The sequence below is a fragment of the Pseudomonas sp. IT-P176 genome, assembly GCF_949767245.1.
Taxonomy (GTDB): domain Bacteria; phylum Pseudomonadota; class Gammaproteobacteria; order Pseudomonadales; family Pseudomonadaceae; genus Aquipseudomonas.
In genome coordinates, this window is the sequence record NZ_CATKPN010000040.1 from 1 (window position 1) to 14199 (window position 14199).

The window sequence follows — 14199 nt, forward strand, 5'->3', positions numbered from 1 at the left end:
AGGATGGCCCATTGCGGCGGCCCCCCAAATCAATGTCGGAGTACGGGCATGCCGAGCCTAAGCGAGGCACCGAGTGGTGGGGTATGAGCGTTTTGCTTACTTTTGCGCTTCTCAAAAGTGAGCCGCCGTCAGGCGGAACCATAGGAGGCCGTTACCGCAAAAATGGATATGCACTCGGTCTAATCCCACATCCCGGTCGGCCCAGAGGTCACTACGCAAGCAGGTGCAACGTCGCACCACAGTTGTGTAGATACCTATGCCGCGATAGGGTCCTGTCAGGCGGCGCAGGTTTCGCCTTCACCCGCCAACTTGCGGTTGAGTTGGAAGCGCCAGCGCACATACAGCAAAGCCGAGCAGAACAGCGCCAGGCTGGCGCCCATTTCCAGCAGGCCGAACACCTGGCGATTGGGGTCGAAGGCGGCAATCGCGCCCTTGATGAAGTACAGGTTCACCACAAAGCACATCCATGAGTGTCCGCGCGCACTGCCGCTGATCATCCCCGGCGCCAGCAACAGCAAGGGCACCAGCTCGATCAGCAGGATCACCCAGGGTCGTGCGCCGTGCAGGTCGGCAAACACCAGGTAGTAGGCGCAGAGCAGGCCGACCAGGGCGAAGAAGCACAGCAGGCTGGCGGCGCGGCTGACCCTCACGCGTGGCTCCAGCCACTCGATGGCCGGCAGGATCTTGGGCTTTTTAGCCACGGTGGTTCTCCATTGGCTGGGCGCTGGCAAGTTGCTGTGCAGTTTTCGCCAGGCGCAGGCCCAGGGCCCGGCACAGCGCCACTTCATGTTCGTTCAAGCCGCTCTTGCCGTCGGCCCCGGCGTGATGGCTGGCGCCATAGGGCGTGCCGCCGCCACGGGTTTCCAGCAGGGCCGACTCGCTGTAGGGCAGGCCGGTGATCAGCATGCCGTGATGCAGCAAGGGCAACATCATCGACAACAGGGTGGTTTCCTGGCCGCCATGCAGGCTGGCAGTCGAGGTGAACACCCCGGCTGGCTTGCCCACCAGGGCGCCGGTCAGCCACAGGTTACTGGTACCGTCAAGAAAGTACTTGAGCGGTGCCGCCATGTTGCCGAAGCGGGTCGGGCTGCCGAGGGCCAGGCCCGAGCAGTGTTTCAGGTCGTCGAGGCTGGCATACAGCGGGCCTTCGTCGGGGATATCCGGCGACACGGCTTCGCATTCGCTGGAAATCGCTGGCACGGTGCGCAGGCGCGCTTCCATGCCGGACTGCTCAACGCCGCGGGCAATCTGCCGGGCCATTTCATTGGTCGAGCCATTGCGGCTGTAATACAGGACCAGGATGTACGGCGCGCTCACGGCAGGATCTCCAGTACTTTTTCTGGCGGCCGGCCGATCACGGCCTGGTCGCCGACTTCGAGGATCGGGCGTTCCATCAGCTTGGGGTGGGCGGCGATGGCGGCGATCAGTTGTGCTTCGCTGAGGTTCCCATCGGCCAGGTTCAGGCTCTTGTATTCGTCTTCACCGGTGCGCAGCAATTGCCGGGCGCTGATGCCCAGTTTGCCCAGCAGGCCGTGCAACTGCTCGGCATTGAGCGGGGTTTCCAGGTAGCGCACCACGGTCGGCGTCAGGCCGCGGGCCTCCAGCAGTTCCAGCGCACCGCGGGATTTCGAGCAGCGCGGGTTGTGATAAAGCGTCAGATCGGTCATGAGCGGGTCGCATCTTGCGTAAGGTGGCGGCTATTCTACCTGTGCGGCGAGCAGTCCAGAACCTTCAGGGGCAATGGGTCGCAGCGCAATTTATTTATCGAGTAAGGATCAGCCCCATGACAAGGCGATTGAGCGCGGCATTGGCACTTTTCACCACCCTACTGCTGGCAGGCTGTGGTTACGACTACGGCACCGATCAGTTGGGCCAGAAGGTGGCCTCGGAGCGCCTGGACGGTAAATGGTTGGTGCTCAACTACTGGGCTGAGTGGTGTGGCCCCTGCCGGACCGAGATCCCTGAGCTCAACGCCCTGGCCGAACAGCTCAAGAGTCAGAAGATCAATGTCTTCGGGGTCAACTTCGACAACGTGCAGGGCGAGGAACTCAAGAGCGCCAGCAACAAACTGGGCATCGACTTTACCGTCCTGGCCCAGGATCCGGCCGAACGTTTTGAATTACCGCGCAGCGAAGCGCTGCCGGTGACCTACATCATCGACGACAAGGGCAAGGTGCGTGAGCAGTTGATGGGCGAGCAGACGGCGGCGGGGGTGATCGCCAAGTTGCAAGCGTTGCAAGCGAAGAACTGAAGCGGCGCTTGGTGTCACTTGATCGTTCCCACGGGGCGTGGGAACGATCATCGGCCGGTCAGCCTTCTTCCGGCCACCAGCGCAGGGGTTTGCCGGTGGCGGGCCAGAAGCGTACTTGCTCGATGGGCGAGATGTCCCAGCGTTGCACGGTTTCCAGCGCCTGCAGGAAGCGTCTTTCCTGCTCCATCAAGGCCGGTGCACACAGCTTGCGGGTGCTGCCGACTTTGCCGAAGCTCAGTTGGTTGCCGTCCAGGGTGTAGGGAGCGAACCAATGGTTGCAGCCACCGTTGCCGTAGGCCCGGCCGTCTTCACCCAGGGTGATGGTCAGGTGGCTGCTGTCGATCAGCGGACGCTCACCAATCCATTCCAGGATGTAGCTGCGCTCCTGTTGCAGTTTCATCGGCTCGGCCGCGCACCCCAACAAGCCCACAGCCGCCATCCCGGCCAGCACTAGGTGTTTCATCACGCGGGCTCCTGGCATTTCGGGCACAGGTGCTTCTCGCCAGCGGTGGTCCAGCCCAGTTCGGCGATCCGCGCGGTGGCGGCCGGTTTTTCGGCCTTGATACCGTGTGAGGTGTCGACCGCGAACTCGAACTTGAGCTCCTTGGCGCAGCTGTCGCAGTTGACCTGCCAGCTGTGGATCGCCAACTCCCCGAACACCGGACCGCTGGCCATGGCAACCCACTGGCCCATCGGCTTGAGCAGGTGACGCACATTCTCGACGGTCAGGCGCATGGACAAGTCCTTGCTGCCCTTGAGGGTGACCAGCAACACGTCGTCGGCGCGAATCGAGCCACCGTTGCCGGTGACTTGATAACGCCCCGGCGCGAGGGTGCGGCATTCGATCAGGGTGTGTTGCGGGTTCATCAGGCTATAGCGGAAATCGTGTTCGACCATGGGTCCTCCAAATATGGCCGATATGCTAGCACGCGAAACCCTCGCCCATGGCCCGTGGATGTGACCTTCGATCAGCCAATCTCAGCCTTCGACGCGGTTTTGCGGGGTACCTGCGGCCCACTCGGTAATGTTCTGCAACGTAGTCGCGGCAATGGCCGCCAGGGCCTCGCGGGTGAGGAACGCCTGGTGGGCGGTGATGATCACATTGGGAAAGGTCAGCAATCGCGCCAGGACGTCGTCCTGCAAGGGCAAGTCGGAGCGGTCCTCGAAGAACAGTTGGGCTTCTTCTTCATACACGTCCAGCCCCAGGTAGCCCAACTGTCCGCTTTTCAGGGCTTCGATCAGCGCCGGGGTGTCCACCAGGGCGCCGCGTCCGGTGTTGATCAACATGGCCCCGGGTTGCAGGTGCGCCAGTGACTGGCTGTTGATCAGGTGCTTGCTGTCGGCGGTCAGCGGGCAGTGCAGGCTGATGATTTGCGCCTCGGCGAGCAATTCAGCCAGGGGCAGGTAGCGTGCGCCGAGAGCTTGCACTTCAGGGTTGGGGTAGGGGTCGTAGGCCAGCAACTGGCAGCCGAAGCCAGCCATGATTTTGGCGAACGTAGCGCCAATCTGCCCGGTGCCGACGACTCCCACTGTCTTGCCGTACAGGTCAAAGCCGGTCAACCCGTGCAGGGTGAAGTCGCCTTCGCGAGTGCGGTTGTAGGCGCGGTGCAGGCGCCGGTTGAGCGCCAGGATCAGCGCCACCGCATGTTCGGCCACCGCATGGGGCGAGTAGGCTGGCACGCGGACCACGCTCAGGCCCAGGCGCTTGGCGGCCGCCAGGTCGACGTGGTTGTAGCCGGCCGAGCGCAGGGCGATCAAGCGGGTGCCGCCAGCCGCCAGGTGCTCCAGCACCGGCGCGCTGAGGTCGTCATTGATAAAGGCGCAGACCACCTCGAACCGCTCGGCCAGGGCCACGGTGTCCAGGCTTAGGCGTGCCGCCTGGAAGTGCAGCTCGATACTGGCGTTGGCCGGTGCGGCGAGAAAGCTGTCGCGGTCGTAGGTCTGGCTGCTGAAGAGAATGGTGCGCATGCGGTCCTCCTGGAATCGACGGGCAAAAGGTTGAGTTTAATCCCTCGAGCGCCCGGCGCCATTGCCCTGGATCAGGCGCTGATCCGGGCTTGCAGGGCCAGGCGGTTGATCGCGCGTTCCAGTTCTTCCAGCGCGGCATGGGCCTTGGGGTCTTGCTGTTTGAGCAGGGTTTCACTGCGTTGGCAGGCCGCGCGCAACTGCGGTACCCCGCAATAACGCGTGGCGCCGTGCAAGCGGTGGACCCGCTCGATCAAGGCATTGTGGTCATGGCTCTGGCGGGCCACGCGAATCGCCTCGCGGTCAGCCTCCAAAGACGCCAGCAGCATTGCCAGCATGTCGGCGGCCAGGTCGGCCTTGCCGGCGGCCAGGCGCAGGCCTTCATCCGGGTCGAGTACCAGCAGGTCGCTGGTGCTGCCATAGGTGTCGGCGCGCTCCGGCGCATGATTGCGCAGCGCCAGTCCCGTCCACTTCAATACCACCTGCGCCAGTTGGCGCTCACTGATGGGCTTGGTCAGGTAATCGTCCATGCCGCTTTGCAGCAGCGCGCGTTTTTCGTTGGCCATGGCGTGCGCCGTGAGGGCGACGATCGGCAGCGGCGTGCAATGCCGTTCACTTTCCCACTGGCGAATGGTTTCGGTGCTCTGGCGCCCGTCCATGCCGGGCATCTGTACATCCATCAGCACCAGGTCGAAGGTTTCGGTCTGCACGGCCTTGATCGCCGCGTAACCACTTTCCACCGCCAGGACCTTGGCCCCCATGTCTTCGAGCAGGGTTTGCACCAGCAACAGGTTGGCCGGGTTGTCGTCCACACAGAGCACTTTGGGTGGACGGCTGGACAGCGGCTCGCCAGGTTCACTGCGCACCTGGCGTGGGGTGACCAGGTCGGACAAAGCCCGGCGCAACTTGCGGGTGCAGGCCGGCTTGGCCTGCAACTGGCTATGGGGGTTGGGCACCGAGAGGTGGAACAGCGTCTGTTCGGTGGTCGGGCACAGCACCAGCACCTTGCAGCCCAGGTGCTCGAGGTCCCAGATGTGCTGGTTGAGCCGCTCCGGAGGCATGTCGTTGGAGGTGATGCCCAGGACCGCCAGGTCGATCGCCTGCTCGGTCTGATGAGCAATGGTGACGCCGTTGGCCAGGCTTTCCAGGGTGTTGAACGGGGTGACTTCCAGGCCGCAGTCCTGCAATTGGTGCTGCAAGGCCTGGCGCGCCAGTTCGTGGTTTTCCAGGACTGCGACGCGACGTCCCAACAGTGGCGGGGCCGGTAGGTCCTCGATGTCGTCGCGAGTCTTGGGCAGGCTCAGGCTGATCCAGAATTCCGAGCCTTCGCCCGGGGTGCTGTCGACCCCAATCTCGCCACCCATCTGTTCGATCAGCCGCTTCGAGATCACCAGCCCCAGCCCCGTGCCGCCGGGCTGCCGGGACAAGGAGTTGTCGGCCTGGCTGAAGGCCTGGAACAGGGCTCGGACATCCTGGTTGGACAGGCCGATGCCGGTGTCCTGAATGCTGATGCGCAGTTGCACGCTGTCTTCGAACTCGTCTTCCAGCATGGCGCGGGCGACGATGGTGCCTTCGCGGGTGAACTTGATGGCGTTGCTCACCAGGTTGGTCAGGATCTGCTTGAGGCGCAGCGGATCCCCCACCAGCGACAGCGGCGTGTCGCGGTATACCAGGCTCACCAGTTCCAGCTGCTTGGCGTGAGCGGCGGGGGCGAGGATGGTCAGGGTGTCCTGCAGCAGGTCGCGCAGGTTGAACGGAATACTGTCGAGCACCAGCTTGCCGGCCTCGATTTTCGAGAAGTCGAGAATCTCGTTGATGATCCCCAACAGGCTGTCGGCGGACTTTTCGATGGTCCCCAGGTAATCCAGCTGGCGCGGCGTAAGTTCGCTCTTTTGCAACAGGTGGGTAAAGCCGAGGATGCCGTTGAGCGGGGTGCGGATCTCGTGGCTCATGTTGGCGAGGAATTCGGATTTGATCCGGCTCGCTTCCAGGGCTTCCTTGCGCGCCAGGTCCAGCTCGATGTTCTGGATCTCGATGGTCTCCAGGTTCTGGCGCACGTCTTCGGTGGCCTGGTCGATGCTGTGCTGCAATTCTTCCTGGGCATTTTGCAGGGTGCTGGCCATGCGGTTGATGCCCGAGGCCAGTTCATCCAGTTCCTGGCTGCCCAGCGGGGGCAGGCGGGTTTCCAGGTGGCCGTCCTTGAGCTGGGCCACGGCCTGCTTGATGCTGTTGAGCGGGTTGTTGATGGTGCGGCCCATGCGCAGGGCGAGCAGGGCGGTGCAGATCAGCCCGCCGACGATCAGCAGCAGGCTGGCGAACAGGCTGCGATAACCGCGCAGCAACATACCGTTGTGGGACAGCTCCAGTTCGACCCAGCCCAGCAGGCGATCGGCTTCATCGGGGATCACTTCGCCGGCCAGGTTGCGGTGCTTGCCGAACACCGGCAGCAGGTAGCGGGTGGCATCGCTGCCGGAGCGGCGCAGCAGGTGCGAGTTGTCGCCGGTCGGTGCCGGGTTGAGCATCAAGGGGCCGGCGTGCGCCACAGGGCTGCGGTCAGGGGCGAGGAACGACACAGCGCGCACGTCCTGTTGTTCCAGCGACTGGGTGGCGATGCGTTCCAGCAACTCTTCGTTCTGATGGCCCATTGCTGGCGCCACCAGGGGCGCCAGTTGTTCGGCGATCATTTCTCCGCGCTTGAGCAGTTGGGTCTGCAGGTCGGACTGCTGCATCCAGGTGAAATAACCACCCAGGACCAGGGCCATCAGGCTGGTCGGCAGCAAGGTCAGCAGGAGCACGCGACCTTTGATCCCCATTTTCTTCAGCACGCCACTCTCCTGCTCTTACGTCGTTCATCGATCATCGATGCGCCTATCTGGCACGCAATACCTGCGCAGTGTAGCGATTTGCAGGCAGGCAATCTCGGCAAATTGCCCGGCACCGCCGACAGCTGCGTGACGTCGGGCAGCCGCGCGGGTTGCTCATGGCCGGGCAATCTTGAATAATCACTGATTGAGAATTACTTGCAGAAGCTAATGACTCCCGTACCTGTTGGCTCTCCCCGGATCCTGGCGATTGAAGACGACCTTGTGCTCGGCGCTTATGTGCATGAGCACCTGGGACGTTGTGGTTTCCAGGTCACCTGGTGCCAGAACGGCAAGGAAGGGCTGGCGCTGGCCCGTGCCCAGGCCTTCGACGTGGTGTTGATGGACATCCTGTTGCCGGGCATGGACGGCCTGGCGGTACTGACCGACCTGCGTACCAGTGACTCGACGCCCGTGCTGCTGATGTCCGCGCTGGGCGCGGAAGCGGATCGCATCAGCGGTTTTCGCCTGGGCGCCGACGACTACCTGCCCAAGCCGTTCAGCATGGCCGAATTGCGCGTGCGCATTGAAGCCATCCTGCGACGGGTGGCCCTGGACCGCCGCCACGTGCCACCCACTCTCAACACGGAAGCCCACAGCCTGCGGTTCGACGACGAACTGTGCGATGTGCATTTTGGCCAGCAGTGGGCTGGCCTGACCCGCAGTGAGTACCGGCTGCTGGAAACACTGAACCGCAATGGCGACGAAGTCCTGAGCAAGGCCTTCCTTTACCAGCATGTATTGCAACGCGGCTACGCACCCCACGACCGCAGCCTGGACATGCACATCAGCCAGATCCGGCGCAAGCTCAAGGCCATCGGCTACAGCGAGCGCGAAGTGCGCACCGTGTGGGGCAAAGGTTACGTCTTGAGCGCCGTCGATGAAGTGGTCTGACCTCCCCGGCAAGCATTCGCTGTTCTGGAAACTGGCGTGCCTGCTGGTTGCCTTCTGCCTGCTGATGATCTGGCTGAGCTGGTCCTGGGGCCGCTACATGGAAAAGCAGAACCAGTTTCTGTCCCACGAGGCCCGGGCTACCCTCTTGGGCTACGCCGCCGAGGCCGAGCAAGCCTGGCAACAGGGCCAGCGCGCCGGCGTTGATGCCTGGCTGCAGGGCATGGCTCAGCGTGAGAAAGGCTGGGTGGGGGTCATCAGTAATGAGCTGCAATCCTTGAGCAGCCATGAACTCACCGCTCCGGAAATCCAGCGTTTGATGTTTTTGCGTGACATGGAATGGCCGATACACGCCAAGCGCCTGCCCGGGCTGCGTATTCCCTTTCCCCAGGACTCGAGCGTCGGCAGCCTGGTGCTCGAATTGCCCAAGCGCTTCATGCCTGGGCGCTACCAAGTATTCTGGCGGGTGATCACCAACGGGGTGATTCCCGGGCTGTTCACCCTGCTCCTGTGCGTGGGGCTGTACCGCTTGCTGGTGGTACCGCTGAACAATCTGCGCGAGCAGGCCAACGCCTGGCGGGCGGACCAGTTGAGCGTGCGCCTGTCGAGCCAGACCACCAATCGCAAGGATGAGCTGGGTGAACTGGGGCGCGCCTTCGATCACATGTCCGAACGGCTGCAAAGCACGGTGGCGCTGCAACAGCAGTTGCTGCGTGACCTGTCCCACGAACTGCGCACCCCGCTGAGTCGCCTGCGGGTGGCCAGCGAAAGCGAACAGGACCTGGCGCAACTGCGGGACCGCATCGGCCGTGAAGTCGATGGCATGCAGCGCCTGGTCGAAGACACTCTGCAACTGGCCTGGCTCGATACCGAGCGTGCGCCCCTGCCGGACGAGGCAATCCAGGTGCAGGCGCTGTGGGAAATGCTCACGGAAAACGCCTGCTACGAAAGTGCCTGGCCCAGTACCCAACTGCAATGCGCGGTCGACGCTGAGTGTTGGGTGCGCGGCAACCTCAACACCTTGGCCCAGGCCCTGGAAAACATTCTGCGCAACGCCATCCGGCATTCCCCCGAGGGCGCCTGCGTTCGCCTCGACGGTCGCCGTGACGGCGAGTTCTGGCACCTTTGGCTTGAGGATCTGGGCGGTGGGGTGGCGGAGGCCGACCTGGAACGGATCTTCCTGCCCTTCACCCGCCTCGACGGCTCGCGCCCGGGCAATGGCGGTTTCGGGTTGGGCTTGAGCATTGCCAGGAATGCCGTGCAACGCCAGGGCGGGCAGTTGTGGGCGCAGAACACCGGCGGGGGATTGTGCCTGCACCTGCGCCTGCTGGCTCATCCCTCTGCCGTCTGATCGGGCGCGCGGCAGCGCAGTAGCTGCTTATAGCTATCAGCCATAAGCACCGTACTTTGCGTGATATGGCCCGCGCACGTTTGCCGGTATGATGGGCGCCCCCGCAGTCTGGATTGCGAATACGCCATGACCTTGCAGTACCCAACTATCGCCGATTGCGTCGGCAACACCCCGCTGGTCCGTTTGCAGCGCCTGCCTGGCGAGACCAGCAACACCCTGCTGCTCAAGCTTGAGGGCAATAACCCGGCGGGTTCGGTCAAGGACCGTCCGGCGCTGTCGATGATCACCCGTGCCGAGTTGCGTGGGCAGATCCATGCCGGCGACACCCTGATCGAGGCGACCTCCGGCAACACCGGGATCGCCCTGGCCATGGCGGCGGCGATCAAGGGCTACAAGATGATTCTGATCATGCCCGACAACTCCAGCGCCGAGCGCAAGGCCGCCATGACGGCCTACGGTGCCGAGTTGATCCTGGTCAGCCAGGAGGAGGGCATGGAAGGCGCCCGCGACCTGGCCCAGCGCATGGAGGCCGAAGGCCGTGGCAAGGTGCTGGACCAGTTCGCCAACGGTGACAACCCCGAGGCGCACTACACCACCACCGGCCCGGAGATCTGGCGCCAGACACAGGGCACCATTACCCACTTTGTCAGTTCCATGGGCACTACCGGGACCATCATGGGCGTTTCGCGCTACTTGAAAGAGCAGAGCGCCAGCGTGCAGATTGTCGGCCTGCAGCCGATGGAAGGCTCGGCGATCCCGGGCATCCGCCGCTGGCCCGAGGAATACCTGCCGAAGATCTACCAGGCCGAGCGTGTCGACCGGATCGTCGACATGGCCCAGAGCGAAGCCGAAGACGTGACCCGTCGACTGGCCCGCGAGGAAGGCATCTTCTGTGGCGTTTCCTCGGGTGGCGCGGTGGCGGCGATGCTGCGGCTGTCCCGGGAAGTTGAAAACGCGGTGATCGTCGCGATCATCTGCGACCGGGGCGACCGTTACTTGTCGACCGGCATTTTCGATGCGCCCAACTGATGGCCAAGCAACCGAGAGGCCTGCGTTTCCAGCCCACGGGCGGCAGCAAGGCCCCGCAAATCCCGACCGGTAAAAAGCAGCGCTTGAGCATCGAGCGCCTGGCCAATGACGGTCGTGGCATCGCGTTTTTCGAAGGGCGCACCTGGTTCGTCATCGGCGCCCTGGCGGGCGAGGAGGTCGAGGCGCGGGTCCTTGGCGCCCACGGCAAAGTCGTCGAGGCCCGTACCGAACGAGTGTTTGTCGCCAATGACCTGCGCCGTCCTGCCCCCTGTGTCCATGCCGGGCGCTGCGGTGGCTGCAGCGTGCAGCATCTGCCCCATAACGAACAACTGGCCCTGAAACAGCGCATGCTCGCCGAGCAGTTGTCGAAGGTGGCCGGGGTCGAGCCCGAAGAGTGGGCTGCGCCGCTGAGCGGGGCGGAATTTGCCTATCGACGTCGCGCCCGAGTGGCAGTGCGCTGGGACATCAAGGCGAAGAAGCTGGAAGTCGGATTCCGTGCCGCGGGTAGCCAGGACATCGTCGGCATCGATGATTGCCCGGTGCTGGTACAGCCCTTGCAACCGATCATGAGCCGTTTGCCCGAGATGCTTCGGCGCTTGAGCAAACCGCAGTCCCTGGGGCATGTCGAGTTGTTCGCCGGTTCTTCGCTGGCCGTGTTGTTGCGGCACATGGCACCGCTGTCCGACGCCGACCTGAACATCCTCAAGGAATTCTGCGCCTTCCATCAAGCCCAGTTGTGGCTGCATGGCGAAGGTGAACCACAACCGGTGGATGCCGGCCAGGCGCTGGGCTATCGACTGGAACGCTGGAACCTGGAGCTGGCGTATCGGCCGGGGGACTTTGTCCAGGTCAATGCCGCGGTCAACGAGGCGATGGTGGCCCAGGCCCTGGACTGGCTGCAACCGACGGCTGAGGAACGCGTGCTGGATCTGTTCTGCGGCCTGGGCAACTTTGCCTTGCCGCTGGCCCAGCAGGTGCGCGAAGTGGTAGCCGTGGAAGGCGTGCAGACCATGGTCGAGCGCGCTGCTGCCAATGCCGCTAGCAACAATCTGCATAACGCCAGGTTTTTTCAGGCCGATTTATCCCAGCCTTTGGCTGATGCCAAATGGGCCGAGGAACGCTTTTGTGCGGTACTCTTGGACCCACCGCGTGATGGTGCTTTCGAGGTGGTGCGCACACTCGCCTCGCTCGGCGCCAAGCGCCTGGTATACGTGTCGTGCAACCCGGCAACGCTGGCGCGCGACACGGTCGAATTGATCAAGCAGGGCTACCGGTTAAAACGTGCCGGGATCCTCGATATGTTTCCTCAGACGGCACATGTCGAGGCCATGGCGTTATTTGAAGCGAGCTAGGATGCTCGTCTGGTCCGACTGGGCCGCCCATGCGGCACTCGCAGCAGCCCAGCGAGGGCGCATGGGCAACGAAGGTCAGCGATTTGACGCATTGAATCTGCGTCGTAGGGAAGGTAAGCAAGATGGTACAGGTGAGAGCACACCAGCCGATCAACACCGACGGCAGTATCAATCTCGAGGCTTGGCTCGATCATGCGGTCAGTGTCGATCCGGCACTGGATCGCGAAGCCTTGAAGGAAGCCTGCGAGTTCGCTCGACAGGCCGAACAGCAAGACAATGCAGCGAAGAACCTGTGGTCCGAAGGCACCTCGAGTTTTCGCACCGGGCTTGAGATCGCGGAAATTCTCGCCGACCTCAAGCTTGACCAGGACTCCCTGGTCGCGGCGATCCTTTACCGTGGCGTGCGCGAAGGCCAGATCCAACTGCCCAACGTCAGCCAGCGCTTTGGCCCGGTGGTCGGCAAGCTGATCGACGGCGTGCTGCGCATGGCGGCCATCAGCGCCAGCCTGAGCCCGCGCCAGTCCATGGTGCTGGGCACCCAGGGCCAGGTGGAAAACCTGCGCAAGATGCTGGTGGCCATGGTCGACGACGTCCGTGTGGCCCTGATCAAGCTCGCCGAGCGCACCTGCGCGATCCGCGCGGTGAAAACCGCCGACGACGAAAAGCGCAACCGGGTCGCCCGGGAAGTTTTTGATATCTACGCGCCGCTGGCCCATCGCCTGGGGATCGGTCATATCAAGTGGGAGCTGGAGGACTTGTCCTTCCGTTACCTGGAGCCGGACCAGTACAAGCAGATTGCCAAGTTGCTGCATGAGCGGCGCCTCGACCGCGAGCGTTTCATCAGCGACGTGATGAACCAGTTGCAGAGCGAGTTGCAGGCCACCGGTGTCGATGCCGACATCAGCGGCCGAGCCAAGCACATCTATTCGATCTGGCGCAAAATGCAGCGCAAGGGTCTGGAGTTCAGCCAGATCTACGACGTGCGCGCGGTGCGCGTGCTGGTGCCGGAAATGCGCGACTGCTATACCGCGCTGGGTATCGTCCACACGCTGTGGCGGCACATTCCCAAGGAATTCGACGACTACATCGCCAACCCCAAGGAGAACGGCTACCGCTCGTTGCACACGGCGGTGATCGGTCCCGAGGGCAAGGTGCTGGAAGTGCAGATCCGCACCCACGCCATGCACGAAGAGGCCGAACTGGGGGTCTGTGCGCACTGGAAGTACAAAGGCACCGACGTCAAGTCCGGCTCCAACCACTACGAAGAGAAAATCTCCTGGTTGCGCCAGGTGCTCGAGTGGCACGAGGAGCTGGGGGACATCGGTGGCCTGGCCGAACAGTTGCGGGTCGATATCGAGCCGGACCGGGTGTACATCTTCACCCCCGACGGCCATGCCATCGACCTGCCCAAGGGCGCGACGCCGCTGGATTTTGCCTATCGCGTGCACACCGAGATCGGCCACAACTGCCGTGGCGCAAAGATCAACGGGCGTATCGTGCCGCTCAACTACAGCCTGCAAACCGGTGAACAGGTCGAGATCATCACCAGCAAGCACGGCACCCCGAGCCGTGACTGGCTGAACCCGAACCTGGGCTACATCACCACCTCGCGGGCCCGGGCCAAGATTGTCCACTGGTTCAAGTTGCAGGCGCGCGATCAGAACGTCGCGGCGGGCAAGACCTTGCTCGAACGCGAGCTCAATCGCCTCGGCCTGCCGCAGGTGGATTTCGAGAAGCTGGCCGACAAGGCCAACATGAAAACCGCCGAGGACATGTTCGCAGCCCTGGGCGCGGGCGATCTGCGCCTGGCCCAACTGGTCAACCTGGCGCAGCAACTGGTGGAGCCGGAACGCGGCAACGAACAGTTGGAGCTGATCCCGCGCAAGGCCACCGGCTACAAGCCCGGCAAGCGCGGCGACATCCAGATCCAGGGCGTGGGCAACCTGATGACGCAGATGGCCGGCTGCTGCCAGCCGCTGCCAGGCGACGCGATCGTCGGCTACATCACCCAGGGCCGCGGTGTCAGCATTCACCGCCAGGACTGTGCCTCGGTGTTGCAACTGGGCGGGCGCGAACCCGAGCGGATCATCCAGGTCAGTTGGGGCCCGGTGCCGGTGCTCACCTATCCGGTGGACATCATCATCCGTGCCTACGACCGCTCCGGTCTGCTGCGTGACGTCTCGCAAGTGCTGCTCAACGAGCGGATCAACGTGCTGGCGGTCAACACCCGCTCGAACAAGGAGGACAACACTGCGTTGATGTCCCTGACCATCGAGATTCCGGGGCTGGACGCTTTGGGGCGGCTGCTGGGGCGAATTTCCCAGTTGCCGAACATCATTGAGACCCGGCGTAATCGTACGCCGTGATGGCATGTTTAGCGCCGATCCACTGTGGGAGCGAGCCGGACGGGGCTCCGTTTGCTCGCGAAAGCGGCGTGTCAGTCGACATCTGTGTTGCCTGATACTCCCTCATCGCGAGCAAGCTCGCTCCCACAGGGTC

At 63.4% G+C, this 14199-nt stretch carries 13 protein-coding genes; 6 read left to right on the forward strand and 7 right to left on the reverse strand.

Annotated features, from left to right (window positions below):
- Window positions 1-275 precede the first annotated feature (275 nt).
- Genes ACM6IP_RS10710 through arsC form a run of 3 tightly spaced genes read right to left on the reverse strand, consistent with a single transcriptional unit; the run spans window position 276 to window position 1667 of the window.
- Entirely contained in the window at window positions 276-701 is a 426-nt protein-coding gene (locus ACM6IP_RS10710) for a DUF2069 domain-containing protein (RefSeq protein WP_414861466.1), read from the reverse strand.
- Window positions 694-1317, reverse strand: a complete 624-nt coding sequence (wrbA, locus tag ACM6IP_RS10715) for an NAD(P)H:quinone oxidoreductase (protein WP_320332854.1) — start codon at window positions 1315-1317, stop codon at window positions 694-696. Before wrbA ends, ACM6IP_RS10710 begins: the two co-directional genes overlap by 8 nt.
- Entirely contained in the window at window positions 1314-1667 is a 354-nt protein-coding gene (gene arsC / locus ACM6IP_RS10720) for an arsenate reductase (glutaredoxin) (protein ID WP_159997496.1), read from the reverse strand. Before arsC ends, wrbA begins: the two co-directional genes overlap by 4 nt.
- Before the next feature lie 116 nt (window positions 1668-1783).
- Here arsC and ACM6IP_RS10725 point away from each other — a divergent pair, with 116 nt between their 5' ends.
- The gene (locus ACM6IP_RS10725; protein ID WP_159997494.1) at window positions 1784-2251 is read left to right on the forward strand and encodes a TlpA disulfide reductase family protein; all 468 of its coding nucleotides are present in this window, start codon (window positions 1784-1786) and stop codon (window positions 2249-2251) included.
- 58 nt (window positions 2252-2309) lie between these two features.
- On the opposite strand, the gene ACM6IP_RS10730 is transcribed toward ACM6IP_RS10725, so the two are convergent.
- The 4 genes from ACM6IP_RS10730 to ACM6IP_RS10745 all read right to left on the reverse strand — a co-directional run bounded on the left by ACM6IP_RS10730 (window position 2310) and on the right by ACM6IP_RS10745 (window position 7041).
- Entirely contained in the window at window positions 2310-2714 is a 405-nt protein-coding gene (locus tag ACM6IP_RS10730) for an META domain-containing protein (protein WP_095170358.1), read from the reverse strand.
- Window positions 2714-3148, reverse strand: a complete 435-nt coding sequence (locus ACM6IP_RS10735) for a hypothetical protein (RefSeq protein ID WP_159997492.1) — start codon at window positions 3146-3148, stop codon at window positions 2714-2716. The genes ACM6IP_RS10730 and ACM6IP_RS10735 overlap by 1 nt, the downstream gene beginning before the upstream one ends.
- 81 nt (window positions 3149-3229) lie before the next feature.
- Window positions 3230-4219 carry a 2-hydroxyacid dehydrogenase gene (locus ACM6IP_RS10740; protein WP_159997490.1) on the reverse strand — a complete coding sequence of 330 codons (990 nt, stop codon included), beginning with the start codon at window positions 4217-4219 and terminating at the stop codon, window positions 3230-3232.
- 71 nt (window positions 4220-4290) lie between these two features.
- Window positions 4291-7041, reverse strand: a complete 2751-nt coding sequence (locus ACM6IP_RS10745) for a response regulator (protein WP_095170355.1) — start codon at window positions 7039-7041, stop codon at window positions 4291-4293.
- 207 nt (window positions 7042-7248) lie between these two features.
- On the opposite strand from ACM6IP_RS10745, the gene ACM6IP_RS10750 reads away from it, so the two are divergent.
- The 5 genes from ACM6IP_RS10750 (at window position 7249) to relA (ending at window position 14066) form a co-directional block, all read left to right on the forward strand.
- Window positions 7249-7971, forward strand: coding sequence for a response regulator transcription factor (locus tag ACM6IP_RS10750; protein WP_095170354.1), 723 nt, complete (start codon window positions 7249-7251; stop codon window positions 7969-7971).
- Window positions 7958-9319 carry a histidine kinase sensor domain-containing protein gene (locus tag ACM6IP_RS10755; RefSeq protein ID WP_414861467.1) on the forward strand — a complete coding sequence of 454 codons (1362 nt, stop codon included), beginning with the start codon at window positions 7958-7960 and terminating at the stop codon, window positions 9317-9319. Before ACM6IP_RS10750 ends, ACM6IP_RS10755 begins: the two co-directional genes overlap by 14 nt.
- Before the next feature lie 126 nt (window positions 9320-9445).
- Window positions 9446-10348 (forward strand): cysteine synthase CysM, encoded by a 903-nt coding sequence (gene cysM, locus ACM6IP_RS10760; protein WP_095170352.1) that lies wholly within the window; start codon window positions 9446-9448, stop codon window positions 10346-10348.
- A complete protein-coding gene (rlmD, locus tag ACM6IP_RS10765) occupies window positions 10348-11700 on the forward strand; it encodes a 23S rRNA (uracil(1939)-C(5))-methyltransferase RlmD (RefSeq protein WP_095170351.1) in 1353 nt (450 codons plus the stop codon). Before cysM ends, rlmD begins: the two co-directional genes overlap by 1 nt.
- Before the next feature lie 122 nt (window positions 11701-11822).
- Entirely contained in the window at window positions 11823-14066 is a 2244-nt protein-coding gene (gene relA / locus ACM6IP_RS10770; protein WP_095170350.1) for a GTP diphosphokinase, read from the forward strand.
- Window positions 14067-14199 lie beyond the last annotated feature (133 nt).